At 60.2% G+C, this 25,569-nt stretch carries 19 protein-coding genes and 1 pseudogene; 11 read left to right on the forward strand and 9 right to left on the reverse strand.

The window, feature by feature from the left end:
• The 4 genes and pseudogenes from Q0H23_RS07025 to Q0H23_RS07040 all read left to right on the forward strand — a co-directional run.
• A partial coding sequence (locus tag Q0H23_RS07025; protein WP_293836970.1) for a 4Fe-4S binding protein occupies window positions 1-732 on the forward strand: 732 nt, incomplete at its 5' end.
• A gap of 30 nt (window positions 733-762) precedes the next feature.
• On the forward strand, window positions 763-1,734 hold the full coding sequence (locus Q0H23_RS07030; protein ID WP_293836972.1) for a TlpA disulfide reductase family protein: 972 nt from the start codon (window positions 763-765) through the stop codon (window positions 1,732-1,734).
• A 527-nt stretch (window positions 1,735-2,261) separates the two neighbouring features.
• On the forward strand, window positions 2,262-2,492 hold the full coding sequence (locus Q0H23_RS07035) for a hypothetical protein (RefSeq protein ID WP_293836974.1): 231 nt from the start codon (window positions 2,262-2,264) through the stop codon (window positions 2,490-2,492).
• Between the two features lie 272 nt (window positions 2,493-2,764).
• Window positions 2,765-3,037 (forward strand): annotated as a pseudogene (locus tag Q0H23_RS07040) (YraN family protein); the annotation flags it as partial.
• A gap of 141 nt (window positions 3,038-3,178) precedes the next feature.
• On the opposite strand, the gene Q0H23_RS07045 reads toward Q0H23_RS07040, so the two are convergent.
• Genes Q0H23_RS07045 through Q0H23_RS07060 form a run of 4 tightly spaced genes read right to left on the reverse strand, consistent with a single transcriptional unit; the run spans window position 3,179 to window position 7,475 of the window.
• Window positions 3,179-3,943, reverse strand: a complete 765-nt coding sequence (locus Q0H23_RS07045) for a hypothetical protein (RefSeq protein WP_293836976.1) — start codon at window positions 3,941-3,943, stop codon at window positions 3,179-3,181.
• Window positions 3,936-4,373 carry a DUF6508 domain-containing protein gene (locus Q0H23_RS07050; RefSeq protein WP_293836978.1) on the reverse strand — a complete coding sequence of 146 codons (438 nt, stop codon included), beginning with the start codon at window positions 4,371-4,373 and terminating at the stop codon, window positions 3,936-3,938. Before Q0H23_RS07050 ends, Q0H23_RS07045 begins: the two co-directional genes overlap by 8 nt.
• Complete coding sequence (mcrC, locus tag Q0H23_RS07055) at window positions 4,366-5,421, reverse strand: 5-methylcytosine-specific restriction endonuclease system specificity protein McrC (RefSeq protein WP_293836980.1); 1,056 nt, start codon at window positions 5,419-5,421, stop codon at window positions 4,366-4,368. The genes Q0H23_RS07050 and mcrC overlap by 8 nt, the downstream gene beginning before the upstream one ends.
• A complete protein-coding gene (locus Q0H23_RS07060) occupies window positions 5,418-7,475 on the reverse strand; it encodes an AAA family ATPase (protein ID WP_293836982.1) in 2,058 nt (685 codons plus the stop codon). The genes mcrC and Q0H23_RS07060 overlap by 4 nt, the downstream gene beginning before the upstream one ends.
• A 467-nt stretch (window positions 7,476-7,942) precedes the next feature.
• On the opposite strand from Q0H23_RS07060, the gene Q0H23_RS07065 reads away from it, so the two are divergent.
• Window positions 7,943-8,473: a flavodoxin family protein gene (locus Q0H23_RS07065; RefSeq protein ID WP_293836984.1), complete on the forward strand. Its 531-nt coding sequence runs from the start codon at window positions 7,943-7,945 to the stop codon at window positions 8,471-8,473.
• A gap of 79 nt (window positions 8,474-8,552) precedes the next feature.
• Complete coding sequence (locus Q0H23_RS07070) at window positions 8,553-9,830, forward strand: ATP-binding protein (protein WP_293836986.1); 1,278 nt, start codon at window positions 8,553-8,555, stop codon at window positions 9,828-9,830.
• 102 nt (window positions 9,831-9,932) lie between these two features.
• Here the strand turns inward: Q0H23_RS07070 and Q0H23_RS07075 are convergent, their stop codons facing one another.
• The 3 genes from Q0H23_RS07075 to Q0H23_RS07085 all read right to left on the reverse strand — a co-directional run bounded on the left by Q0H23_RS07075 (window position 9,933) and on the right by Q0H23_RS07085 (window position 15,837).
• Window positions 9,933-12,167 carry a DNA gyrase subunit A gene (locus Q0H23_RS07075; protein WP_293836988.1) on the reverse strand — a complete coding sequence of 745 codons (2,235 nt, stop codon included), beginning with the start codon at window positions 12,165-12,167 and terminating at the stop codon, window positions 9,933-9,935.
• A gap of 123 nt (window positions 12,168-12,290) precedes the next feature.
• Window positions 12,291-14,288, reverse strand: coding sequence for a toprim domain-containing protein (locus Q0H23_RS07080; RefSeq protein WP_293836990.1), 1,998 nt, complete (start codon window positions 14,286-14,288; stop codon window positions 12,291-12,293).
• Between the two features lie 265 nt (window positions 14,289-14,553).
• Window positions 14,554-15,837 (reverse strand): MFS transporter, encoded by a 1,284-nt coding sequence (locus Q0H23_RS07085; protein ID WP_293836992.1) that lies wholly within the window; start codon window positions 15,835-15,837, stop codon window positions 14,554-14,556.
• A gap of 563 nt (window positions 15,838-16,400) precedes the next feature.
• Between Q0H23_RS07085 and Q0H23_RS07090 the strand changes: the two genes are divergently transcribed.
• Complete coding sequence (locus tag Q0H23_RS07090; RefSeq protein WP_293836994.1) at window positions 16,401-18,005, forward strand: SHIRT domain-containing protein; 1,605 nt, start codon at window positions 16,401-16,403, stop codon at window positions 18,003-18,005.
• A 294-nt stretch (window positions 18,006-18,299) separates the two neighbouring features.
• The gene (locus Q0H23_RS07095; RefSeq protein ID WP_293836996.1) at window positions 18,300-19,256 is read left to right on the forward strand and encodes a DUF4236 domain-containing protein; all 957 of its coding nucleotides are present in this window, start codon (window positions 18,300-18,302) and stop codon (window positions 19,254-19,256) included.
• 71 nt (window positions 19,257-19,327) lie between these two features.
• Here the strand turns inward: Q0H23_RS07095 and Q0H23_RS07100 are convergent, their stop codons facing one another.
• Window positions 19,328-20,188 carry a YitT family protein gene (locus Q0H23_RS07100; RefSeq protein WP_293836998.1) on the reverse strand — a complete coding sequence of 287 codons (861 nt, stop codon included), beginning with the start codon at window positions 20,186-20,188 and terminating at the stop codon, window positions 19,328-19,330.
• Between the two features lie 51 nt (window positions 20,189-20,239).
• Window positions 20,240-20,986 (reverse strand): 4Fe-4S binding protein, encoded by a 747-nt coding sequence (locus Q0H23_RS07105; RefSeq protein ID WP_293837000.1) that lies wholly within the window; start codon window positions 20,984-20,986, stop codon window positions 20,240-20,242.
• 91 nt (window positions 20,987-21,077) lie between these two features.
• Here Q0H23_RS07105 and Q0H23_RS07110 point away from each other — a divergent pair, with 91 nt between their 5' ends.
• The 3 genes from Q0H23_RS07110 (at window position 21,078) to Q0H23_RS07120 (ending at window position 25,453) form a co-directional block, all read left to right on the forward strand.
• Entirely contained in the window at window positions 21,078-21,950 is an 873-nt protein-coding gene (locus Q0H23_RS07110; protein WP_293837002.1) for a nitroreductase family protein, read from the forward strand.
• An 87-nt stretch (window positions 21,951-22,037) separates the two neighbouring features.
• Window positions 22,038-24,401: a ferrous iron transport protein B gene (gene feoB / locus Q0H23_RS07115; RefSeq protein ID WP_293837004.1), complete on the forward strand. Its 2,364-nt coding sequence runs from the start codon at window positions 22,038-22,040 to the stop codon at window positions 24,399-24,401.
• Between the two features lie 269 nt (window positions 24,402-24,670).
• Entirely contained in the window at window positions 24,671-25,453 is a 783-nt protein-coding gene (locus Q0H23_RS07120; RefSeq protein ID WP_293837006.1) for a DUF134 domain-containing protein, read from the forward strand.
• The last annotated feature ends 116 nt before the right edge of the window (window positions 25,454-25,569 follow it).

Genomic DNA, 25,569 nt, shown 5'->3' on the forward strand with positions numbered 1-25,569 from the left:
CCCGCGGCATCGGGTGCGTGCCCCATCGGGTCGTTCCAGTCGGTGGTAGGTTCATCCAAGTTCAACTTTTCTTACTACGTTACCGGTGCGCTCATTTTGCTCGGCGTGCTGCTGGGGCGCTTTGTATGCGGCTTTCTGTGCCCGTTTGGCTGGCTTCAGGAGCTGCTTCATAGGATTCCCGGCAAAAAGCTTTCGACAAAAAGGCTCAAGGCGCTTACGTATATCAAATACTTCGTGCTGCTGTTTGCCGTGGTAGTGCTGCCTGCGCTGGTGGTCAACGATCTGGGGATGGGGGACCCGTTCTTTTGCAAATACGTCTGTCCGCAGGGCGTGCTCGAGGGCGCCATTCCTCTGGCCATTGCCAATGCCGGCATTCGATCTGCGTTGGGCCAACTCTTTACTTGGAAACTTGTCGTTCTCATTGCCGTGGTAGTGCTGAGCGTTTTGTTCTACCGCCCCTTCTGCAAATGGATTTGTCCGCTCGGCGCATTCTATGCGCTCATGAATAAGGTGTCCCTACTGGGGATTCGGGTCGATGCGTGCAAATGCGTATCGTGCGGCAAGTGTTCAAAGGTTTGTCAGATGGACGTCGATGTGACCAGCACACCCAATCATGCTGAATGCATCCGGTGCGGAAAGTGCATCGGGGCCTGCCCCGTTGATGCCATCAGCTATCGCTATGGCCTGGATGTACCGGCAGAAAAGCTCCCCCTGACCGCCGATAAAAAGTAAAACGTGCTTCGACAAAACGGAGGAATGACCATGAAGCTTTCTAAGATTGCGGCCCTGTTTATTGTGCCGGTACTGGCCATGTGTCTTGTGGCTTGCTCGGCGCCCGGTGGCAATGCGAGCGGATCTGCGGGTTCCGATCCTAAGATCGCGGAGCTCATTGCACAAGAGCCGGCCAATGCCGACGAGGCCGCCGAGTTGTATGCGAAGCTCATGCAAAAGGAGAACGATATCCTTTCGAGTGATAGTGCACTGTGGGAAAAGGTGTTTCTTGCCGCCAATAAAGATATGCCGATGATCGAGGACGGCGGCAATTACGGCGATTTCCTGCTCAAGACCATCGACAGTGCCAAGGATGAGTTTACGGCGGATGAGCTTAAGACGCTCAAGGCCGGTGCACAGCAGATTAAGGAGATCGAGGACAAGCTCGAGAGCCTGGAGAAGGAGTTTCCCGGCTGTGGAAACACGCCGAGCGCAGGCGAGAGTGTCGACGCTTCGGCCGCGGGCATGACGGCTGGCGCCAATGCTACGAGCGAGGCGACGAAGTTCCCCAGCTTTACGGGCAAGGACCTGGACGGCAACGACGTGAGCAGCGACGAGCTGTTCTCTAAGAACAAGGTTACCGTCATGAACTTCTGGTTCACCACTTGCAAGCCGTGCGTGGGCGAGCTGGGCGATCTTGAGAACCTGAATCAGGAGCTTGCCGAGAAGGGCGGTCAGGTCGTGGGCGTCAATTCCTTTACGCTCGATGGCAACGAGGACGCGATTGCGGATGCTAAGGACGTGCTGAGCAAGAAGGGCGTGACATATAAGAACATCTGGTTCAAGTCGGATAGCGAGGCCGGTAAGTTTACGTCAAATTTGTTCTCGTTCCCGACAACGTATGTCATCGATCAGAATGGCAACATCGTAGGGGATCCAATCGTGGGAGCCATCAGCTCCGCCGAGCAGCGCGCAGCACTCGACAAGCTTATCGACCAGGCGATTGCGAATAGCGAGCAGTAAAAAGCGCAAAGCATAGCGAGGATCGTGTGCCGCCGTGCGAAGTAGTCCGTTGCTCTGTAAGATGGGCTCTGCCGTAAAGAGGTCCCGTTCGGGTTATTATGCCTCGCTCCGCCAGACCTGGCTGTATCGCCTCCAGGCTTTCACCGGGGCCGCGCCCTTCTCTCTGTCCCTGAAGGGCGAGTAGAAGACGATGAGGTCGTCGTATAGGTCCGCATACCACCAGTTGTGGAACCTTCCGTTCTCGTGACTGAGCGCCTTATGTAGCGCGAGACCGGGGTGTTCGGGTCATCGAAGAACATCATCCTGTCGCAGATGTCGCACTTCCAGATTTCGGTTGACGCTGCCATTGGTTCCACGCATCCGCCGAATTGCCAGTTGATTCGCGACTGCTCATGGAAATAGACGGCGTCAAGAGGCTGGTTCATTTCGGGGACGCGTGGAACCAATGGCAGCGGTGCATCTATACTGGCCGCCTGTCCGAGAATACCGTGTATCTCCAGCTGCTCTACGAGGGGCGGAGCGTGCATGTGGGTAAGCTCTATGGCAAGGAAGTCGACTTCGTCGCGACGAAGGACGGGCGCGTGCTCTACGTGCAGGCGACTGACGAGATGTTCGCAAACGAGACCAGGGAGCGAGAGATCGCCCCTCTGAAGTCGACACGAGACAGCCACGAGAAGATCGTGGTCGTGAGGCAGGGTTCCTACGACACGGACATCGACGGCATCCGCATCGTGGGCGTGAGGGACTTTTTCCTTTAGGACCATGCGATTCATCGCGAAACCACTAGGTCAAGTTGGGGATAATGCCCCCTTGCACCTTGCTCACCTCCAGGGGCCTCCCTGGACTCTTGCAGGCTCGCCGGGAACCGCTTGCGGCCGCAAGGGCCGCAAAAACTTTTCGACGACGGAGCACCCTTGCGAAAACTCGAGCCCTCCGGGTTTTGCTTTCCCCCTTGCACCCACGTGAACCCCGCCGGCATGCGAGCCACAAGGCGCGCCACCGGGGCGGGCCGGGAGCTAAGGAGGACGTCATGGAAGCCATCAACACCAAGGCCAAGAAGGGCATCAGGGTCTACCTCGAGCGCAGGGGCTTCGAGATTCTGGAGGAAGACTGGGCGCACGGCGGCGACGTAGCCGACTTCATCGCCCGTGACGAGGACGACCTGGTCTTCGTTCGCTGCCAGATTACGCAGAACGGCGGCGAGGGATTTCCCGAGGAGGACGCTGACCGCGCGGCACTCGAACGGCTGGCGGCGGCCTACCTCGCTGAGCACCTGGACTCCGAGGACATCTTGATCAGGTTCGACGTCGTGAGCATGCTCATTGTCGGTGAGAGCCGGGCGCTTCTCCGCCACCATCTCAACGCGCTCGGCCGCTCTAAGCGCAGGGCACCCCCGGGAGCTTCGGCTCCCGGGGGCACTAGCTCTAAAGGCTGCTTGTTCTGTCTACCGCGCAATGATGACGGTAACGAATTCCGGGATTATCTTCTCGAGGTCACGCTTGAGACCAGTTGGGTTTCGGACAAGTCTACCTGGGTCGTAGATGAAGCAGAAAAGCCGCTCGCATCCTGGATGCTCTCTGTACTGAGGAATGTCGATGCTCAACTCCTCGCCAAGCTCCTTGTCACGTAGGCCATCACGTGTCATCTTCACCTCAATGAAGCGCGCTTCGTCTTTGAGATAGAAATCCGTGCGCGAGTTCTTTCCAGCAAAGCCGGGCACCGCCTCCTCAGCGCGTACGTCATCAAAGTAGGCCAGGCAGATTGATCTGAGAAGGTCTTGGACGTCGTATTCATCATTGATCGCAAAACCGTCTCTACCAGCATGTCTACGATTGATGGAAGCAACGACGTCGGGGAACCTGTCCAATATCTGCTCAATGACAATGTCACCGTCGCTATCATTCGAGTCTTCAAGGACGATGAAGCCTTGCTGTATTCCCTCCAAAGTTCCCTGGAGAAGTCCTTGCCATTGTCTTGCAATCTCGGTGTGGCCGTTAGCCTTCTTCTCAAGGTCTTTCATCGCGTCCTGCTGAGACTCGGGAAGTAGCTCATGGAGCGCAATGGATGCCTTCGTTCTCCAGGGGCTAAATAGCTCAGACTTAACATAAGGTGCTCCGATTACGCCTTCGATATAGTGTGAAGTGGCAAGAACTGTCTCGCCCTCTTTGATCAGCAACTCAAGCTTCGCGATGGCGTCATCTTTATTCATGTCGCACTTCATTCCCGTCTCGCCCGTCAATCCCTTTCAACCTCAACAGCCAGCGTCTCATGCTCCCGTCCTCAAAGAAGCCGAGCAGTGCTCCATCGCAGAAGCGTTCTGCTCTCACGGCTCCGAGCAGAAGCGCCATCACCGCCCGGCCGTCAAGTTCCGATACATCTGCCCCAGACATTGCTTGGCTGTCCCACTCGAGTCCGTTGCGTTCAAGTATGTCGTGGTAATGCGTGAGCTCGTACTCGGGGTGCTCGTCGACGAAGTCGTAGATTGCCTGTTCAACGTCAGCAACCGTCGTTCCGTAATTCACGTAGGGCATCTTGATTGGGTCGTTCATGGTGCCCTTGCTCTCTCGGTCTACAACCCAGTTGCCAAATCCCTCGGCATTCTCAATCGCAGGCAGATGTTTTGTCAGACTCTCAAACATAAGCCGCCTCTTTTGAGAAATGAGTTTCAGCAATACCGTCGAGCTGCGAACGTATTGTCTCGAAGGGCTGGTTCAGGTCCAATGTCCTCACACTTATCTGGTTACCGCTCATCTGATACACGCCATCAGGCTGCACGTCTTCGTCGGTCTTGGCGTAGAGCAACATGCCCGACACGCTATGCTGCTCGTGAGTGCTGGCGAGCTCCGCTTCCTTGTTCTTCACGTAGGTGAAGATCTGGTACAGGTTGCCGGAGTGGACGCTTTGCTTGTCGAACTGCTGTTGCGTCGTGTGACTGTAGTACTTCGCGTCGATGATGAGGACGGTCCTGCCCCGTGTGAGCGTTATGTCGGTGTGCATGGCGGGGAGCATATCGCCGGAGCCGTCGTCGAGCGCCCAGCTGATGTACGGCGCCCCCGCGGAAAGCTCTGGGTGCTCACGTCTGTAGTACTCGAGGATGAACTTCTCGTACAGGTGGCTCATTCGCTGCTCGTCGAGGAAGTCCATCATGCGGAGACTCCCGCTCTCCCGCGTCTGGAGAAGGCCCTTCACGACCAGCCAGCACACGTTCATGAGCATGCGATAAGTCTGGTTGTTCCGGTCGAAGCGCATGTGCCAGTCTTCGCCCGAAAGGTTCACGTCTTCCACGTCCACGAAGTACGGAAGCAGCCGTCTAAGTGCCTTCTTGCGCGCCTTGTCGATGTCCGAGCGAATTAAGAGCATGATCGTCGCCTTGAGGATGCGGTTCATGCGCGTGTCCGTGCTGAACTCGTCGTAGCTGCAAATCAGCTGCCTGCGCAGAATCGAGCGCGTCTTCAAGGACTCGGACAGCTCAATCTTGCCCCTCGGTGAGGAGAGCATATCCTTGCGGTCGACGTACTCTCGGCCAAGACCGCGCTTGAGCTGTAGGCTCACGCCCCGTGACAGTATCTCGGCGAGGAGGTCGGCGGTGTTGTCGAACTCCTCGGCTGTGATGTCGCGGTAGTCCTGCCCTTGCAGCGTCTGGAACGCATAGGCGAGCATGTGGTAGATGTTCTGTATCCGGATCAACGGATCGACCTGCGCAACTTGCCGGCCCACTCGTCGACCTTGGTGGGCTCGTCGAACCAGTACTCGCGCAACATCGGCACGAGCTCGTAGTTGACGATTGCCGAGAGCTTATCGTCCGTCACATCGTCCGGGGACATGCGGCAGAAGTAGCTATGGCCGATGCAGAAGCCGTCTCCCAGCGATTCGTCGGACGCGATCGCCTCGTTCAGCTTCACGACGCAGGAGATGAGCCTATCGTATTTCTCGCTGGCAAGTCCCTCCTGATAGGCGATGAAGCTCTCCGTGTCGAAGGCAGGACGGAGGTCGAAGAACGCGAAGCGGCGGCGCAGGGCGTAGTCGAGCATGGCGAGCGAGCGGTCCGCTGTGTTCATCATGCCAATGAGGTATACGTTGCTCGGGACGTAGAACAGCTCGTGCGAGTAGAGGAGCTGCAGCGTGTTCCTGGGTCCGCGCTTGTCGTTCTCGATGAGCATGAACAGCTCGCCGAAGATCTTCGAGAGATTGCCACGGTTGATTTCGTCAATGATGAAGAAGTAGTCGTTGTCAGAATCGTCCTTCGCATTCTTGCAGAAGTTGTAGAACGCGCCCTTCTCGAGGTCGAAGCCCTGCGCGTTCGGGCGGAATCCCTCTATGAAGTCCTCGTAGCTGTAGCTCTGGTGGAACTGCACCATCATCACACGCTCGGCGTCCTTCACGCCCATCATGGAGTAGGCCAGGCGCTTTGCGGCGAAGGTCTTGCCCACGCCTGGGGCACCCTGCAGGATGATGTTCTTCTTCGCGCGTAGGACGTTGACGAGGGTCCTGTAGTGCTCGCCGTCCATGTAGACCTCCGAGAGGAAGTCCTCGGACGTGTACGCGGGGTATTCAACCTCCTCCGTGTCTTCCTCGACTTCGCCGCCCTCGTCCTCGAAGAACGAATTGAGCTTCTCAACGAGGTCGGGATAGGCGGTGATGTCCGTCAGGGTCTTCACGGCGAGGAGGTCTTCCGTGTGCCACTCTCCTCTGTTCGTCCAGCGTACCCTGCGGATGTTCGGATAGGAGTCGCCATTTTCGTCGAATTGGTAATCCCCCTCAACGATGCCGCGACCAATAATCACGCTGCGGCCCCGCTTAGCAAAGACAACGTCGCCCGGCTTGATTTCGCGCGAGAACTGCCAGAGCGCGAGCGCAGAGTTCTTCTGCGAGTACTTGCTACTGTACAAGGTGCGCAGGTTCTTGCGGATGTCTTCCTTGCTGGCGTATTTCTCGACGTTGCCGAGCTTGCTCCAGCCGACGCCCATTACGCCACGTGCGTAGAAGTCATCCCACCTCGCGGCACCGTCTCCCGGGGAGTAGGTCCAGTAATGTGTGGTCTTGACCCCCTCGTCTCCAAGGGAATTTTCTTCCGCCTTCTCGGCTGCAGCCTTCTCGGCGACCTTCCTCTCACGGTTGACACGCTCAGACTCCACGAAGGCGGCAGCCGTCAGCGAGGGGAAGTCTGCATACGAGCACTCTTCGCTTCCGAGCTCCGACTTGATGGTGTCGCAAATGGCGAGGTAGCGATCTCCGTCATGAACTGGCGAGTCCTTCTCCTTCGGCACTATGCCGGCGATGGCGGTGCCAGCCTTTGCGACGTCGGCCATGAACCAGCGGTTGCGCGAATCCAGACTGATGAAGTTGTAGGGCCTCGCCCAGTAGAGACCCATGGTGAGCTTCCAGCCAAGTGTGAACTGGATGACGGTGGTATCGAATGCCTCGACGAAGGCCTTCCGGGTTTCCTCGTTGTCGTCGGCGGCCAGTGCAAGTTCGGCCTCGAAAACATGCCAAAGGTTGTCGATGTCATTCTCGCCGCGACGTTCGTCGTTGGCGAAGGCATAGAAGGTCGCGTTGAGGTTGTTGAGCACGGGGATGCCCTCGAAGTCCGTGGGCTGATCTGCCCCAATGTCGAACACCTCGGCGATGCCGGCGATGATTTTTTGCCGGTTTGCGTCTGTGATGCCCTTGTTGAAGAGGCCGAAGACGGTGAACGGATCGATGTCTTGGAGCTCATCTGCCTCAAGCTTAGGGAGACTCATCCCTATCGATTCATAGACAGTTGCTAGCTTGTTTATCAGATCGTCGCGCCTATCTCGATAGGTCAGCAGCTTGTCAGATAACTCTTCATAAAAGCTAATCCAAGTAAATTTTGTGCTGGTCATTATAGTCGCTGCCTATCTTGTGCCTCTGCCGAGGTGCCTTGCTTGCAATGTTTTCCATATGCGTCTACATGCGCGACAGGTATCTTCATCGAATCTAAGTACACCAACGAGCATCTTTGCATCAATGTAATCCAACGCTTCGTCGATATTGCGCCCATTTCTTACTACTCCGTCAATTACGCTGATAACGTTTCTTTTCGGCGAGGATTGTGCAGGCGTGATCTTACGCAAGGCTATTTGGTTTGAGCAAAAAAGTGATAAGCGGGCGATTGAATAGCTCCATCCGCTTTGGTAATAAAAAAGCAGCGTGTCGCGCTCCTGCGACACCGGGAGAGGAGAGCCCTATGAACATCGTTGTATTGAGTGGTAGCCCGCGCAAGGGCGCCAATACTGACACCATGGTCGATACGTTTGCTGAGACTGCGCGCGAGGGTGGCCACACGGTCGAAGTTGTGCGCGTTGCCGGCAAGAAGATCGCCGGTTGCCTGGGGTGCCAGTACTGCTTCGAGCACGAGGGCGCTTGCGCGCAGAAGGACGATATGGCCGGCGTGGTTGAGTCGCTCAAGAACGCCGACATGGTCGTGTTCGCTTCGCCGATTTACTGGTTCGATATCACCGCGCAGGAGAAGGCCGTCATCGACCGTCTGTACGCCTTCGGCGCTACGGGTTTCCCGTTTACTAAGACTGCCCTTTTGCTCGACAGCCACAGCGAGGGCGTCTATGACGCGGCGATCGCTATGTACAAGGCTACCTGCGCGTATTGCAAGTGGGAGGATCAGGGCATCGCCGCCATCAGCGGCATGACCGAGCGTGACAGTATGGCATCGTCGCCCAAGCTCGAAGAGGTGCGTGAGCTCGCTCGCAAGCTCGCTTAACTTTGCGTTGCTGAATATCTGTCGAGTATAAAAGACGGATTATCATATAATCTGTCGAGTATAAAAGACGGATTGGGGAATGATGAATAGGGAGATTCTGAAAAGCGTCATCTTCGACCAGCACGAGATTATTCGCAACGCAGATATCGTCCATCGTCGATATTCCCTTGACGCTCAGGCCAACTACGTCGTAACCGGTTTGCGCCGTGCTGGAAAGTCGACGCTCCTCTATGGTCTTGTTCAAGACCTGGTCGCGCGGGGTGTTGATTGGCGTCGGATTATCTACATCAATTTCGAGGACGAGCGACTCGCCGAGTTCACTTTGTCGGACTTCAACGACATTCTCGTGGTCCAAAGTGAGCTGAGCGACGAGGAGGGCTTTTTCTTTCTTGATGAGGTCCAAAACATCGATGGTTGGGAGAAATTCGCACGTCGTTTGGCTGATTCTGGTCGTCGAGCATACACAACGGGAAGCAACGCAAAGATGCTGAGCACGCAAATCGAGACGACGCTTGGTGGCCGCTACCTGACGAGGTATGTGACACCTTATCGATTCGACGAGTTTCTCGATGCCACCGGAAAACAATACGACGAGGCAGCCGTGTACTCGACGTCTGGTAAGGGTGCGATTTCGGCAGCCTTTGAGTCGTTTTATGCTGACGGGGGCTTTCCCGAGTCGCTTCGCTATGGCATGCCGCGAGAGTATGTGGAGAGCGTTTACCAAAAGGTGCTTCTGGGTGACATCGTTGCTCGAAACAACGTGCGTAACCCGCAGGCGATGAGGGTGCTGATGAAGAAAGTCGCGGAGACGGTTCATAATGAGGCGTCGAGCACGATGTTCTACGGCATGTTGAAGGGCGTTGGATACAAGATCAGCAAGGACTCGGTGATCAATTACCTTGCCATGGCCCAAGAAGCCTATCTCATCTTTCCCGTTCGCAATGCTGTTGCCAAGTTTATCGAGCGTGAGGGAAACCCAAAGTACTATTTCACGGACAACGGGCTGCTCAACCTGTTTCTCTCTAAAAAGGAGCCGGTTCTTCTGGAAAATGAGGTCGCGGTCGCGATGCTCGATAGGTATGGTGACGAGCTCTGCTATCTCAAATCGCCAAAGAACGGTATTGACGTTGATTTTTATGTGCTCGATGAGGGGCTTGCCGTTCAAGTTGCCTATTCGCTTTCGGAAAGTGCTAATCCACGCGAAGTGGGTAATTTGATAAAGCTTGCGCGGGTTGACCAAAGTGTCCGTCGTTTGCTTATCGTCACAAAAGAAGAGGATGGATCCATCGAAAAGGATGGTCTGAGAATAGAAGTGATTCCGGCTTGGAGGTTTTTGCTTGAGCTTGCAAGCAGATAATTCGAACCGTATGCAAGGGCCCCGGAGTGCGGTTAATCGTGCTCCGGGGCCATCGTTTAAGGATATGTGGCGGTTTGACTTCCGCGGTTTCAACCGGTCGCGCTAGTCGAACAGACTCGGCATGTCGCTTTCCTTCATGAGGGCACCGGCGCAGGGGAGGGCCTGGGCGCAGAACTTCTCTGCCCAGACGTCGCCTCCCAGGAAGTCCTCGATCGCACCGACGGCGGTGACGATGCGGCCCTTCTTGGCCGTGAATGCCTGGACGCCCTGGGTGTTGGTGGTCGTCTTGGTCTTGAGCAGCGACGTGTTGAAGTTCATCAGGCGGCCGTCGCTTGAGACCAGCGCGAGGTCGCGGTCCTCCTTGAGCACCTGGGCGAACAGCAGCTTGGACCCGCCATAGATGGCGTTCTTGAGGCGCTTGCGGTTGGTCTTGGTCACGTACCCCGCCAGCGCCACGCGGACGACGCGGCCGTTCTCGAAGGCGAACAGCACGTCTGCCTTGTAATCCTCGGGATCGATCACCCAGATGACGTTCTCGTCCGGCTCCATCTCGAGGTCGGTCGGCAGGTAGGAGCCGAGCTGGGCGGACTTGGTGTCCTCGAACGCGGCGACCTTGCACTTGTACACCTGGCTCTTGTCGGTGAACACGAGTAACTCGTGCGTGTTGGAGGACGGGAACTCGATGAAGGGCTCGTCTCCGTCCTTGTACTTGAGCGCCGCGCCCGTCTTGAGCACGCGGTCCGTCATCTTCTTGAGGTAGCCGTCGCGCGAGAGCATCATCGTGACCGGGTATTCCTCGACCTCGGGCTCCAGACTCACCTCGATGACGTCGGACGGGTCGACGCGGCCGGTCTTGCGCGGCATCACGTACTTCTTGTTGACTGCGGCCAGCTCGTCGCTGATGACCTGCTTGATCTTGTCCTCGCTCGACAGAATGTCCTCGAGCTCGGCAATCTCGCCCTCGAGCTTCTCGATGTCCTTGGTGCGGTTGAGGATGTACTCCTCGTTGATGTTGCGGAGCTTGATCTCGGCGACGAACTCGGCCTGCGTCTCGTCGATGCCGAAGCCCTTCATGAGGTTGGGCACGACCTCCGCCTCGAGCTTCGTCCCGCGGATGATGGCAATTGCCTTGTCGATGTCGAGCAGGATCGCCTCGAGGCCGTGCAGCAGGTGCAGGCGCTCTGACTTCTTGTTCAGGTCGAAGCTCACGCGTCGACGCGTGGATTGAACGCGCCACTCGACCCACTCATGCAGGATCTGGCGAACGCCCATGACGCGGGGGTAGCCGTCAACCAGCACGTTGAAGTTGCACGAGAACGAATCCTGGAGCGTGGTCATGCGGAAGAGCTTCGCCATGAGCTCGTCGGGGTTGACTCCTCGCTTGAGGTCGATGGCGATGCGCAGGCCGGAGAGGTCAGTCTCGTCACGGATGTCGGCAATCTCGCGCACCTTGCCCTCCTTGGAGAGCTTGACGATGCGCTCGATGATGATGTCGGTCTTGGTGGTGTACGGGATCTCGTAGACCTCGATGATTCGCTCCTCGGGGATCCAGCGCCAACGGGAGCGGATTTGGAAGCTGCCGAGGCCCGTCTCGATGATGCGCTCCATCTCCTCGCGATGGTAGATGATCTCGCCGCCGGTGGAGAAGTCGGGCATGGGCATGTACTCGAGCAGGTCACACTCGGGATTCTCGAGGTAGTGCATGGTGGCGCAGCAGACCTCGTTGAGGTTGAAACCGCAGATGTCGGACGCCATAGCGACGCCGATGCCCTTGTTCGCGGACACCAGGATGTTGGGGAACGTGGTGGGCAGCAGGCGCGGCTCCTTCATGGCGCCGTCGTAGCTGTCGATGAAGTCAACGGGGTCCTTGTCGATGTCCTTGAAGATCTCGGCGCAGATGGGGGAGAGCTTTGCCTCGGTATAACGGGAGGCGGCGTAGCTGAGGTCTCCCGAGTAGTACTTGCCGAAGTTGCCCTTGGACTCGACGAAGGGTGCCAACAGGGCCTCGTTGCCGGTGGCGAGGCGCACCATCGTCTCGTAGATGGCTGCGTCACCGTGGGGGTTGAGCTTCATGGTCTGGCCCACGATGTTCGCGCTCTTCTGGCGCTCGCCCTTGAGCAGGCCCATCTTGTACATGGTGTAGAGCAGCTTGCGGTGCGAGGGCTTGAAGCCGTCGATCTCCGGGAACGCTCGCGAGACGTTGGTGCTCATGGCGTAGGGCATATAGTTGGTCTCGAGCGTCTCCGTGATGGGCTGCTCCGTGACCTCGGAGTGTAGGCCGATGACGTTCTCGTCGTTGACCTGCTTCTTTTTGGGCTGCGTCTTCTTCTTTGCCACGATTCCCTCTTGAAACGTCTCTTGGGCTGGTCTGTTGCGTTGGCGCGGTCGGGTTGCGTTGCCCCTGCCCGCGCATTCACGTTACTGCAAGGCCGGGCTGCGTTGCCCTGCCACGGCCTCACGTTACTGCAGGTCCAGCTGGTCTAGGTACTCTTTGCCGTGCTCGGCGATGTGACGCTTGCGCCCCTCGTCGTCATTGCCCAGCAACAGGTTGAACATGGTCTCCATCCTCGCGATGTCCTCGGGCTCGACCTTGATCAGGCGGCGCGTCTCGGGGTTCATGGTGGTGAGCCACATCATGTCCGGATCGTTCTCACCAAGACCCTTCGAGCGGTTGATGGAACACTTCTTGTCGCCGATCTCCTTCAGGACGTCGTTCTTTTCGAGCTCGGTGTAGGCGAAGTAGGTCTTCTCGCCGCAGTTGATCTCATAGAGCGGTGACTCCGCGATGTAGACGTAGCCCTCGTCGATGAGCGTGGGCACCAGGCGGTAGAGCATCGTCAGGATGAGCGTGCGGATGTGGTATCCGTCGACGTCAGCATCCGTGCAGATGATGACCTTGCTCCAGTTGAGGTTGTCCAGGTCGAAGGTGGCGAGGTTCTTGATGCGCCTGTCGCTGATCTCCACGCCGCAACCGAGGACGCGCATGAGGTCCATGATGATGTCGGACTTGAAGATGCGCGGGTAGTCCTCCTTGAGGCAGTTGAGGATCTTGCCTCGAACCGGCATGACGCCCTGGAACTCCGCGTCGCGAGACGTGCGGATGGCGCCCGCCGCGGAGTCGCCCTCCACGATGTAGATCTCGCGGCGGGTCTTGTCCTTCGAACGGCAGTCGATGAACTTCTGCACGCGGTTGGCCATGTCGGTCTTCTGCTGCAGGTTGGTCTTGATGCTCTGGCGGGTCTTCTCGGCGTTCTCGCGGGAGCGCTTGTTGATGAGCACCTGGTCGACGATCTTGCTGGCGGCGTCCTTGTTCTCGATCAGGTAGGTCGAGAGGCGCTCCTTGAAGAAGGCCGTCATCGCCTGCTGGATGAAGCGGTTGTTGATGGCCTTCTTGGTCTGGTTCTCGTAGGAGGTTTGGGTGGAGAAGCAGTTGGTCACCAGCACCAGGCAGTCCTGGACGTCCTGCCACTTGATCGAGCTCTCGTTCTTGTTGTACTTGCCCTGGCTCTTGATGTAGGCGTCGAGGGCGCTGGTCAGGGCGCTGCGGGCTGCCTTCTCGGGCGATCCGCCGTTCTCAAGCCAAGACGAGTTGTGGTAGTACTCCTGCATCTGGAAGGTGCGGGAGAAGCACATGCACGCCGTGATCTTGACGTTGTAGTCTGGCAGGTCATCGCGGTCGCGGCCACGGCGATCCGCCTCGATGAAGAAGGGCTCGGTGAGGTAATTGGCGCCGACCTTCTCGAGCACGTAGTCCTCGATGCCCTTGGGGTAGCAGAAGTCTTCCTCAGTGAAGCCGCCGTCCTCGTCCTCGATGCGCAGGCGGAAGGTGACATTGGCGTTGACCACGGCCTGGCGGCGCATGGTCTCGCGGTACCACTCGTCGGGGATGTCGATCGAGGTGAAGACCTCGAGGTCCGGGCGCCACTTGATGGTGGTGCCGGTTCGCTGCTCGTCGGTGGGCTCGACCTCAAGGGCCTTCTTCTTGGAGCCTACGACCTTGCCCTTCTTGAAGTGCAGCGAGTACTTGTTGCCGTCGCGCCAGACGGTGACGTCCATGTACTCCGAGGCGTACTGGGTGGCGCACGAGCCCAGGCCGTTGGTACCGAGCGAGAAGTCGTAGTCGCCGCCCTGGTTGTTGTCGTACTTGCCGCCGGCGTAGAGCTCGCAGAAGACGAGCTCCCAGTTGAAGCGCTTCTCGGTGGGGTTCCAGTCCAGCGGGCAGCCGCGGCCGTTGTCCTCTACCTGGATGGACTTGTCGGCGAAGGCGGTGAGGGTGATCAGCTTGCCAAAGCCCTGACGAGCCTCGTCGACCGCATTGGAGAGGATCTCGAAGGCGGCGTGCGCGCAGCCGTCAAGGCCGTCCGAGCCGAAGATGACGGCGGGGCGGAGACGTACGCGCTCCTCGTCCTTGAGCTGACGGATGCTGTCGTTGCCATAGTTCGCGGTGTTCTTTGCCATGCTCGCTCTCTCGATGCTCCCTGCCGGCGCCCGACTCTCATCGGGCGTGCGTATTGGTTGCGACCCCAGCGCCGCGGCGCGATGCGCCAGCCGCTGCGTCTTCGTGTGTTTGGGGCCGGGTAATTTGGCTTAGATAAGCAACTTAACATAGCCCGGCGCGCCGGCGGCCCCTTCTGACACGAAATCCATCGAACAACCGTTCGTAATCAGGTGCGGGCCGAAGGAACCGGCGCCGATCGCGCTGCTCCGTCGTTGGCGCCTCGCCTTATTTGCGCGGCAGGAACCTCGCGCCAGCGATCGCCTGGGCGACAAGCGCCACGCCGGCGATTGTCCAGAGCGCAAGGTAGCCGCCGCCGGCAATGGCAACGCTACCGAGGCTGCTGCCAATGCCGCCTCCCGCGAAAACTCCCAGGCCGATGAGTCCGGTGCAGAGACCCGTGTGCGAGGGGTCGATATCCATGGAGAACGAGACGAGCGTGGGCTGTACCAGTATGTAGCCTAGGCCGAGGCATGCCGCGGCAGGAAGCGCGGGAACCCACGAACCCGTGATCGTCGACGCCGCTAGCAGGGCCGTTGCGATGACGCCCGAGGTCTCGCCCACTGCGATAACGCCACGTTGGCCCCGAGTCTCGCCGATACGTCCAGAAATGCTGCCGCCGGTGAGGCAGGCGAGGCCGTAGAACATCATGAGCAGGCCCGCCTGGGTGGAGGAAAGGCCGCACCTCTCGGCCAGGAAGGTGCCCGTGAATCCGTATACTCCGAGGAAGATGATGCCGGTCGTGAAAGCAACGATATAGACGGCGCGTCCGGGTCCAAAGAAGATCTGCGCCGCGTGGCGGAGAAACGCCGCGGGCCTGAAGGACTCACGTTCAGCTGAGCTGACCGCGCCCGCGTCTGCGGCGCTCACGCCGGCACCTGGCGCGTCGACGGTGCCCACGCCTGCGGCATTCACGTCGGTGTCTGGTGCGTCGACGGTGCCCACGCCGTCCATCTCGTCGAGGTACCTCAGACGCCTGACGCCGAGCCAGGCAGCTGCGCCGAGTGCGCCAAAGCAGATAAATGCCGCGCGCCACCCCACAAGGTCGCAGATGAGCCCGCCGAGACCCGCCGAAAGACCCTGGCCGGTAAACGTGACGCCCATGAGCAGGCCCACGGCGCCCTGTCGGTCCTCCTCGCTCACGACGCTACCCACGAGCGACTGATTTACGCTGATGATTCCCGCGGCGAAGCAGCCAGTGACGATTCGTGCCACGACGAGTGCCTCGAGCGTGGGTGCCGCGGCACAAAGCACGGTGCTCACGGCAAGGCCCGCGACGATGATGCAAAGGAGACGCACGCGTCCAACGGCATCGCCAATGGCGCCACATACGGGTTGCAGCAGCCCGTAGGGCGTGAGGTATGCGGTGAGGATGATCGTCGCGGCTGCCGGGGCGATGGCGAGCGTCTGGGCGATCGCCGGGAGTGCGGGAGAGACAAACCAGTTGTCTGCGGCGGAGACAAGCCCGCAAAACCCGAGCGTAACGACTATCTTCTTTTGCGTTGGGGCCATGGGGCCTGCCTTCGAGCCTGTTCGGGTGGATATGGCGTCTCGTTCACTATAAGTGCGTGAGGGGAGTAGTGGCGCTCCCTATTTGACTCGACTATAAGCGGCGAATAAATGAGGGGATAGCGACTGTGAGCAGCCAAACGATTCCCGGACGAGTAGTCCCCTCTTTTAGCGTTACAAAACCCCAGTTGATTTGCCCGCTCAAAAACCGGCTACTTGCCCAGAGGCCGTTTGGCTGCTCACTGTCGCTATCCGGTAATAAAACGGCGGGAAAACGAGCGTCTGGCGCCCGTTTCTGAACCGGTTTTAGAGGGTTGAGTTGGATTCGGGGAACAAAAACCGCGCGAGCTTGTATTTCGCATGTCGGGATTCCTGTCGCACTTGGTTTGTGGGGGCGCTGTTGAGCAGTGTAGCTAGTCTGAATTGCTGTAGACCGGGCAGCAAGAATTAAATAGACTGACATTCTTGGCTGCATCGAACCCTTGATGCAGCGCGAGCGTCGTTTTTGTCCGCAGGGGGTCCGATGCTCTGTCTACGGTTGTGGCTACGTTTGAAAGCAGGTTTTAGTGAAGACGCTTGGCAGGGCACTTGCCCTTATGACGATGCTCGTATCTTGCGTGTTTGCGGCACCCACGTTGGCGTTTGCCACGGAATCTAACGTCTTCGAAGTGGGCAATAGCGCGGAGTTCAACAGTGCCGTTGCTGCCATCAACGGGAAAACGGAAACGGGCGGAGATTATGTTATCAAGCTGACTCATGACATCGAGTCATACGGCGCATCTTTCAGCTCGACCTGCACCACCACCATTCTCGGTAACGGCCACACCATAACTTTCCCTCGTCGAGATACTTCTCTTTACGTTCAGGAGGGCTCGCAGCTGAATCTGGGGTCTTCTGATGGCAGCGACACGCTGACCATCAAAGGCGAATCTGAGCAGAACAATGACGCCCCCGGCCTTCTGCACGTTGGGGGCACCTGCAACATGTTCTCTGGCGTGACGGTTTCTGATCGCGAGGGCAATAACTACTATGGCGGTGGCGTCACCGTGGAGGGCGGCACGTTCCACATGTATGGCGGTACCATCAGAAACTGCGGCATAAACGGTGGATCCATCTGCTGGGGTGGAGGAGTCGCGGTGATGTTTGGCGGATCGTTCATCATGGACGGCGGCGAAATCACGGGTTGTTATGCGGACTCCCCTGACGGATATACCAGCTATGGCGGCGGCGTGTTCGTGGCGTATGGATCGTCCTTCACCATGAATGGCGGAACCATCTCGGACAATCGTGCTGACGTGGGCGGCGGTGTCATGTTCTCCGGCAACTCTGCCGTGATGAACATCGGTGGGGGCTCCATCACCGGCAACACGGCCACGATATGTGGCGGCGGACTCGCTGCGGTGGGGAACGACGGAGCGGTGATCGTGAACAATACGAAGCTCTGCAACAACGTCGCTGATGGTGCGGCGTCAGACGTTTACCTTGCCAATACGCCGGCGCAGCTGTCTTCTGCCGAAAGCATGGGTGAGCGCTACCTTGGCAGCAAGCCGGATGACGTGACCAACAAGAGGATCGACGGTTGGTATGTCGACGACGATTCTTCTCGCTATGTTGACCAGTCGAAGGACGAGCGCCAGGAGTATCTCGGCTATGCCGCCATCGACTCTGGAGACGAAGTCTGTCTGATCGCGGCGGGCAGCGGGTCCCTTTCTGAGTTCCATGCCAAGTACGAGTTCCAGAGCGCCACGCCGGGAATGTCGCTGCCGGACGATGTGCTGAACCTGATGCCCGAAGATACGAAGGCCTATGCGACGAACGACACGCTAAGTGCCATTGCGCCGGACAAGCGCGTGGTGGAGGTGTCCGGCGGCACGTGGGCGTTCAAGGGCTATGACCGTGAGTCCGTGGTGGCAGATACCACTACGGCGGACTCCAAGGGCAACGTGACCTTCGTTGGCGTCTGGGAGTTCGCGGGGAAGACCGGCTCGTCGACCGGCTCGGGGGACGGCAGCCAGAACGGGGCGAACAGCGCAGCTAACGCCGGCTCCTCGCAGGGCGGGACCTCTTCTGGGCTTCCCCAGACGGGAGACGTTGTAAGTGCGGCTCCCTATCTTGCGCTAGCCGCTTCTGCCGCGTCGCTGCTCTCCGCGCTTTGGCTGTCTAGGCGATAAGGGCGAGCCTGCCTGACAACCTGAAAAAGGGGCTGTCCCTTTTTCAGGTTTTTTGCAGGCCTCCGGCGGTGGAGATGCAAAAAACATGGCGCTAACGTGGGGAATGCGATTGTCCCCGCATATGACGTCATGACGGCTGGGGTCCCCGAGCTAGTAAAACTGACTTGCAAAGATGTGCCCCTCTGGCGAGAGCATTCGTTGGAGGGGCTTTTTGCGCGCCCGCGGAAAGGCGCGCCAGGGATGTCCGCATCAACCCGTAAGATGGAGGCATACGCATCGAGTGGGGGAGTGAGCATGGGTCTTCGATTCCACAAGTCCGTGTCCCTGGCTAAGGGCATCCGCGTCAACCTGAGCAAGAGCGGCCCGAGCCTGAGCCTCGGCCCCAAGGGCGCCACGCTCAACATCAGCAAGAGGGGCGTGTATGCCTCCGCTGGCCTGCCGGGCACCGGCCTTTCCTATCGCACGAAGCTCGGCGGCTCCAAGCGCTCGTCCAAGTCCTCTGGCGCGAGCGAAGCCAGGAGCGTCGGCTCCGGTTCCGCGAGGTCTGTCGCCGCGGCGCGTCCGCGTCTCTCGCCCGACCTCGAGGAGCAGCAGCGCGTCTGGGCTGAGATGCAGGAGGAGTCCGAGAAGGAGAGCAGGGAGTTCATCGACATCTACAAGCTCGCTCCGCAGGTCCTGACTGCAGACGAGCTCTCCCAGCACCTCTCCAGGGCCGCCTTTACCACGGGCGAGCAGGGAAGGCTTGCCCTCGAGGCCGCCCTTTCGCTGGATGACGAGGTCATGGCGGACCTCGTGGAGGAGTGGCTCTCCAACCTCGAGATTCCCGCCACCGTGAGCGCGCAAATTGGGTGCGAGGACGGCCATCTCTACCTTGACCTCGACCTTCCGGAGATCGAGGACCTGCCTCAGACGACAACCAAACAGCTCGCCTCCGGCCAGGTGAAGGTCGTCGACAAGACCCAGAAGCAGCTCAAGGAGGAGTACGCGACCTGCGTGCTTGGCCTGGCGTTCTTTATGGCCGCTAATATCTTCGACCTCAACGCCAACATCGTGGAGGTCACGGTCTCCGGCTACACGCAGCGCAGGAACAAGAACGGCGACATGGTGGACGATTACCTCTACTCCGCCAGGTTCCCCAGGGAGCAGCTCCGTGCCACCACGGTGACCAACCCGATCGAGGACATCAACGCCTTCGAGAGTCGCCTCAAGCTGGGTTCGACGTTCGCTTTCGGGTCGATCAACCCGTACTAGCGCGGCTGATCTCCCGCTGCCTCGCCAGGCGATAGCAAAGTTGACAAAGGGACTGTCCCTTTGTCAACTTCCTACGCGCTCGCCAGGGTGGCGCCCGTGCTCTTGACGTGGTTGCCGATAATCTCAGAAACGTCCGAGATTGAGACGAACGCCGAGTGGTCGACCGAGTCAATGACTTCGCGCAGCTCGCGTACCTCGTACTTCGTGATGACGCAGTAGAGGACCTTCTTCCTGCCGCTCAGCATGCCCTCGCCCTCCATGATGGTGACGGTGCGGCCCATGCGGCGGTAGATCTGCTCGCAAATCTCCGCGGCGTCGTCCGTGACGATGAGGGCTGCCTTGACCTGGTTCATCTCGGACTCGACCATATCGAGCACCTTCGACGTGATGAAGTAGGTGAGCAGCGAGTAGAGCGCGCGGTCGACGCCAAAGAGCACGCCGGCGATGCCGTAGATGATGATGTTCATGCCAAGGACCATCTGTCCCACGGCGAGGTCGGTCTTCCTGCTGACGAGGATGGCCACGGCCTCGGTGCCGTCGAGGCAGCCGCCCCCGCGAATCACGATGCCCACGCCAAGGCCGAGGAGCACGCCGCCAAAGCAAACCGCGAGCAGGGTCTCGCCGGTGGCGTTCGCCCAGCCGTCGAAGAACTCGACGCACGCGGAGAACGTCGCCATCGAGAAGACGGCGCGCGCGGTAAAGCTGCGGCCGAGCTTGATGCCGCCCAGGATGACGAAGGGCGCGTTCAGGATGACCGTGAGCAGGGCGAGGGGAATGCCCGTCACGTGCGAGATCATCATGCCCACGCCGATGACGCCGCCATCCAGGATGGTGTTGGGGACGAGGAACTCCTCGACGGCGAAGGCCGCGATCGCGGAGCCGAGGGCGAGGAGCGCGTAGTTGATGACGGGGTGGGAGGGACGTCGATCCATATGAGATGCCTTTCTGTGTCGTAGGGCGCGACGCCGCGAGGGCCGTCGCTCCTACAGGAACAGCTCGTTTTCCTTTCGCGGGGCGCAGACGGGGCTGAGTTCCTCGGCCTTGGCGGCCACGGCCGCGGCGTTGACCTCCCTGGCGTTGACGGGGCAGATCCTCAGGCAGCGCATGCAGCCGATGCATGTCTCGGGATCGGCGGCGAAGCCGTCCGTGTCGATCGCCTGCGCGGGACACTCCCTCGCGCAGAGGCCGCAGCCGACGCAGGTGCCGGTGGGCTGGGGGACGAGGCCGCCACGGCCTCCCTGCTTGTACGGACGATTGCCGGGAATGGCCGGCGTGTCCGTCGCCTCCTCGGCGATGCGCCTGGCGAAGCCCCTGAGCTGCGCGGCATCCGCGGCATCGGGCCTGTCGGTGGCGAACTGGGGGAAGATCGAGTGCTCGGCGATGGCCGCCACCGCGGCGACGACGTTGAAGCCGCAAGCCCTGGCCGTATCCTCCATCTCCGCCAGGGTGTCCTCGAATGCGCGGTTGCCATAGACGCAGATGAGGGTGCACGCCGCGCCGTTACCGGGGATGCGGCTCAGGCGCTCCGTGGCGATGGTGGGGACCCTGCCGCCAAAGGAGGGCAGGGCGATAAGAACCTGGTCATCCCCGTCGATGGCACAGGTGGAGAAGTCCTTCTCGGGATTGGCGAGGTCGATGGTATTGACTTCGCCCTCCCAACCCTCGGCGAAGGCGTGGGCGACCTTCGCGGTGCCGCCGGTGGGGCTGAATACGATTTCGACGATGCGCACGGCCTCTCCTTTTGGTATTTATGGGAGTACTCTACGTAATGATACAAGGCGGCCGCGATGTCGCCCGCGGATATACGGAGGCGAATGCGTGATGGCTATGGACGACAGTGCTGCTGCTACGACGTTGAGCGGGGCGATGGACATCGGTGGCATGCCGGTGGGTAACGACGAGGCGCCCGTGCTGGAAAACCCCGTGCTCGCTGCGATCGAGCGGCGTTCGTCCACGCGCTCGTTCGCCAAGGACACCGAGGGTCGCGCTCTTCCCGTGACGGATGGGCAAAGGCTTGCCGTTCTCCATGCCGCGAGTCGTGCGCCCTCCGCCGGCGCCATGATGATGTACTCGATCATCGATGTCCGCGAGCAGGCGACGCTCGACCGCCTCTGCGTGCTGTGCGACGGCCAGCCCATGATCTCGCATGCTCCATGGGCACTCTTGTTCGTTGCCGACTACGTCAAGTGGATCGACCTGTTCGAACACGTGGGCTGCTTCACAGATGAATTCGCGGAGCGTACGGGCAAGGCGCCGCGTCGCGAGCCAGGCCTTGGCGAGTTGGGACTCGCGCTACAGGACACCGTGTGCGCCGCGCAGAACGCCGTGATCGCTGCCGAGGCCGTGGGTCTCGGTAGCTGCTACGTTGGCGACATCCTCGAGCACGCGGAGGAGGTCTCTGAGCTCCTTGGCCTGCCGCCGCACACACTTCCCCTTGGCATGCTCATCCTGGGTACGCCCGCCAAGGAGCGCCCCGCCATTGGACATCCGGTGAAGAACCTCGTGATGAGAGAGCGCTATCACCGGGCGACTCCGGAGGAGATGGACGCACAGGTCGCGGAGATGGACGCGATGTTCCGCCCACATGCAACGGAGGCGGGAGAGCGCGTCTGTGACATCTACACGCGTAAGCACACGAGTGGTTTCATGGTCGAGATGGGCCGCTCGATGGGGGAGTGGCTCCGCCGCTGGTAGGCACGGCGGCGAGGGAGGCGGCTCCGTCGCCGCCTGTGGTTAGGCGGGCCTTGCTCGCGCTATCATGCTGTGCCGGGAGGCTGGAATATGAAACTCGACGAGCTTGAAATTGGCAAGGACGCGGTGATTGCGTCGGTGTCTGCGGATGACGCGGCGCTCCGCCAGCATATCCTCGATATGGGCCTTACGCCCGGTACCGAGGTCACGATGATGAAGTACGCCCCCATGGGCGACCCCATGGAGATTCGCCTGCGCGGCTATGAGCTCACGCTTCGCCGTGACACCGCCGCGAGGATCGAGCTCGTTGGCGTGCATGATACGGACACCGCTCCGCGCGTCGCGCCCAAGACGGGCGCCACGGCTCACCCGGCATTGAGTGAGGGCGTGCATCCCCGCAGCGCGACCAAGGCGATGCCGGAGGGCGAGCCCCTCACCTTCGCGCTCGCCGGCAACCAGAACTGCGGCAAGACCACGCTCTTCAACCGTCTGACCGGCTCGAACCAACACGTCGGCAACTTCCCCGGCGTGACGGTCGATCGCAAGGACGGACAGATTCGCAATCACCCCGAGGCGACGGTCACGGACCTCCCGGGCATCTACTCGCTCTCGCCCTACACGGGCGAGGAGGTCGTGAGTCGCCAGTTCATCATCGACGCCAACCCCGACGCCGTGATCGACATCGTCGATGCCACGAACATCGAGCGTAACCTCTATCTGACGCTCCAGCTCATGGAGCTCGACCGCCCCATGGTCATCGCGCTCAACATGATGGACGAGGTCACTGCCAACGGCGGCACCATCGACGTGAACCTGCTCGAGAGCCTGCTCGGCGTGCCCGTGGTTCCCATCTCCGCCGCCAAGAACGAGGGTATCGGCGAGCTCGTGGAGCATGCGATGCATGTCGCGCGCTATGGCGAGCGCCCTGGCCGTGTCGACTTCTGCTCGAGCTCTGAGGATGCGCCTGACCACGGTGCCCTTCACCGTTGCATCCATGGTATCGCCAAGCTGATCGAGGACCACGCACGCGCCGCGTCGATTCCCGTTCGCTTTGCGGCAACCAAGCTCGTCGAGGGGGACGAGCTCGTTATCAAGGCCCTCGGTCTTGACGAGAACGAGCTGCAGGGTATCGGACACGTCATTCGCCAGATGGAGGAGGAGTCCGGCACGGATCGCTTCTCCGCTCTTGCGGACATGCGCTTTACCTTCATTGAGAGCGTGTGCAGCGCCTGCGTGGTCAAGCCGCGGGAGAGCCGCGAGCACAAGCGTTCCGTGGCGATCGATCGCGTGCTCACGGGCCGCTATACCGCGGTTCCCGCGTTTCTCGTCATCATGGCGCTCGTGTTTTGGCTCACGTTTGGCGTGGTCGGCGCGGCGCTGCAGGGTCTGCTCGAGAACCTCGTCGACGCGGGTATCGAGGCTGCGGACGTGGCGCTTGCGGCGTTTGGCACGAATGAGGTCGTCCGCTCGATGGTGGTCGATGGCGTGCTCACGGGTGTTGGCAGCGTGATCTCGTTCCTGCCCATCATCGTGGTCCTGTTCCTCCTGCTCTCGATTCTCGAGGACTCGGGCTATATGGCACGCGTGGCCTTCGTTATGGATAAGTTCCTGCGTCGCTTTGGCTTGTCCGGGCGAAGCTTCGTGCCGATGCTCGTGGGCTTTGGCTGCAGCGTCCCGGCGATCATGTCGACGCGCACCCTTCCGTCCGAGCACGACCGCAAGATGACGGTCATGCTCACGCCCTTCATGAGCTGCTCTGCAAAGCTGCCGGTCTACGGTCTGCTTTGCGCGGCGTTCTTCCCCAATGCGACGGTCGCCGCGATGGTCGCGCTCTACGTGCTGGGCGTCATCGTTGGTATGGTCGTTGCGGTGATCCTCAACCACACCGCGTTCAAGGGTGAGCCCGTCCCCTTTATCATGGAGCTTCCCAACTACCGTCTCCCCAGCGTCAAGACGACGTTCATGCTCGCATGGGACAAGGCGAAGGGCTTCATCACCAAGGCGTTCACCATCATCTTCGCAGCGTCTGTCGTAATTTGGTTCCTCCAGACGTTCGACATTCGCTTCAACGTGGTTACGGACCAGTCGCACAGCATGCTTGCCAAGCTGGGCGGCCTGATTGCACCCGCGCTCGCACCGCTTGGGTTTGGCGACTGGCGCGTCTCCACGGCACTCGTCTGCGGCCTCATCGCCAAGGAGAGTGTGATCTCGACGCTCACGGTGCTGCTTGGCTCGACTTCGGTCGCGGCGCTGTCCGAGCTGTTCACGCCGGCGACCGCCTTCGTGTTCCTCGTCTTCACGCTGCTCTATCCGCCGTGCGTGGCGGCCATTGGCACCGTTCGCTCCGAGCTGGGAGGGCGCTCCGCCGCTGCGGTCTTCGCTCTGCAGATCGGTGTCGCGTGGGTGGTGGCGTTCTTGTTTCATACGGTGTTCATACTGCTGGGGCTTGCATAGACGCGCGGCGGGCTGCGCGACGCGTTCCGTTCTGTGGGGTTGTCCGTGGGTGAGTCAGTGCGGCGGCCGCCCGCGCGGCACGACAACCCTGCGGCGGATGGCGCGCGCGGCGCGACAGCCCTGCGGCGGGATGGCTCGCGCGGTGCGACAGCCCCGCGGCAGCCGTCCACGCGACATCCTATTTCTGACGTATGCCAGAAATGTCTTGCAATCCTCATCGACGGGCGTAATGTATTTCCTGACATATGTCAGGAATGGAGCTGGAGTATATGGCAGGACGTCACCAGAAGGTCAGGAGCGTTGGGATCGAACCCGAGTACCTCGGCTTCTCTCCCGATGGCCTGGCGAGCGGTGACGACCTCACGTTGACTGTCGATGAGCTCGAGGTTCTTCGTCTCGTTGATCTTGAGCGCCTGAGTCAGGCGGAGGCTGCGCAGCGCGTGGGCGTTGCCCGCGCCACAATCGCCGCCATTTGCGAGCGTGCTCGCGCGAAGACCGCGGACGCCCTGGTCAATGGCCGTCGCCTCGTTATCGCGGGCGGCAACGTCGCCTATGCGTCAGCTTCTTGCAATGACGCCGAGCCTTGGCCGGCAAAGGGAGAGGGCATCATGAGGATTGCGGTCACGTACGATAACGGCAACGTCTTCCAGCACTTTGGCAAGACCCAGCAGTTCAAGATCTATGACGTGGAGGAGGGCAAGGTCGTCTCCGCGGAGGTCGTGAGCTCAAACGGCGCCGGTCACGGTGCCCTCGCGGGTGTCTTGGCGGAAGGTGGCGTCGACACACTCATCTGCGGAGGCATCGGCGGCGGTGCCATTAACGCGTTGAACCAGGCTGGAATCACCATCTATGCCGGTGGCTCCGGCGACTGCGACGCGCTCGTCGAGGCGTTCCTCGCCGGCGAGGTCGAGCAGGTCGAGGGTGCCACCTGCGATTGCCACGGCCATGGCCATGGCGAGGGCCACGAACACGGCCACGAAGGCTGCGGCTGCGGCGGTCACGGCCACGACCACGGCGAGGGCCACGAGGGATGCGGCTGCGGTTGCCACTAGGTCCGCTGCCACCGCCGCCGGCAGGGCGGCGAACGCGATTTCCGGATTTGATGATGCGGGGTGTGGGGAGGCAGCTTCCCGCGCCCCGCTCTCCTGAGTGGGGGACAATAGCAACC

This window comes from uncultured Parolsenella sp., assembly GCF_934660935.1.
Lineage (GTDB): Bacteria > Actinomycetota > Coriobacteriia > Coriobacteriales > Atopobiaceae > Parolsenella.

Coding starts and splice junctions, on each gene's coding strand:
- Q0H23_RS07085 (WP_293836992.1), bottom strand. CDS start 15,837: ATGGCCCCAACGCAAAAGAAGATAGTCGTTACGCTCGGGTTTTGCGGG.
- Q0H23_RS07080 (WP_293836990.1), bottom strand. CDS start 14,288: ATGGCAAAGAACACCGCGAACTATGGCAACGACAGCATCCGTCAGCTC.
- Q0H23_RS07050 (WP_293836978.1), bottom strand. CDS start 4,373: ATGTTTGAGAGTCTGACAAAACATCTGCCTGCGATTGAGAATGCCGAG.
- Q0H23_RS07110 (WP_293837002.1), top strand. CDS start 21,078: ATGGCTATGGACGACAGTGCTGCTGCTACGACGTTGAGCGGGGCGATG.
- Q0H23_RS07100 (WP_293836998.1), bottom strand. CDS start 20,188: ATGGATCGACGTCCCTCCCACCCCGTCATCAACTACGCGCTCCTCGCC.
- Q0H23_RS07095 (WP_293836996.1), top strand. CDS start 18,300: ATGGGTCTTCGATTCCACAAGTCCGTGTCCCTGGCTAAGGGCATCCGC.
- Q0H23_RS07120 (WP_293837006.1), top strand. CDS start 24,671: ATGGCAGGACGTCACCAGAAGGTCAGGAGCGTTGGGATCGAACCCGAG.
- Q0H23_RS07060 (WP_293836982.1), bottom strand. CDS start 7,475: ATGAGTCTCCCTAAGCTTGAGGCAGATGAGCTCCAAGACATCGATCCG.
- feoB (WP_293837004.1), top strand. CDS start 22,038: ATGAAACTCGACGAGCTTGAAATTGGCAAGGACGCGGTGATTGCGTCG.
- Q0H23_RS07045 (WP_293836976.1), bottom strand. CDS start 3,943: ATGAATAAAGATGACGCCATCGCGAAGCTTGAGTTGCTGATCAAAGAG.
- Q0H23_RS07070 (WP_293836986.1), top strand. CDS start 8,553: ATGATGAATAGGGAGATTCTGAAAAGCGTCATCTTCGACCAGCACGAG.
- Q0H23_RS07030 (WP_293836972.1), top strand. CDS start 763: ATGAAGCTTTCTAAGATTGCGGCCCTGTTTATTGTGCCGGTACTGGCC.
- Q0H23_RS07065 (WP_293836984.1), top strand. CDS start 7,943: ATGAACATCGTTGTATTGAGTGGTAGCCCGCGCAAGGGCGCCAATACT.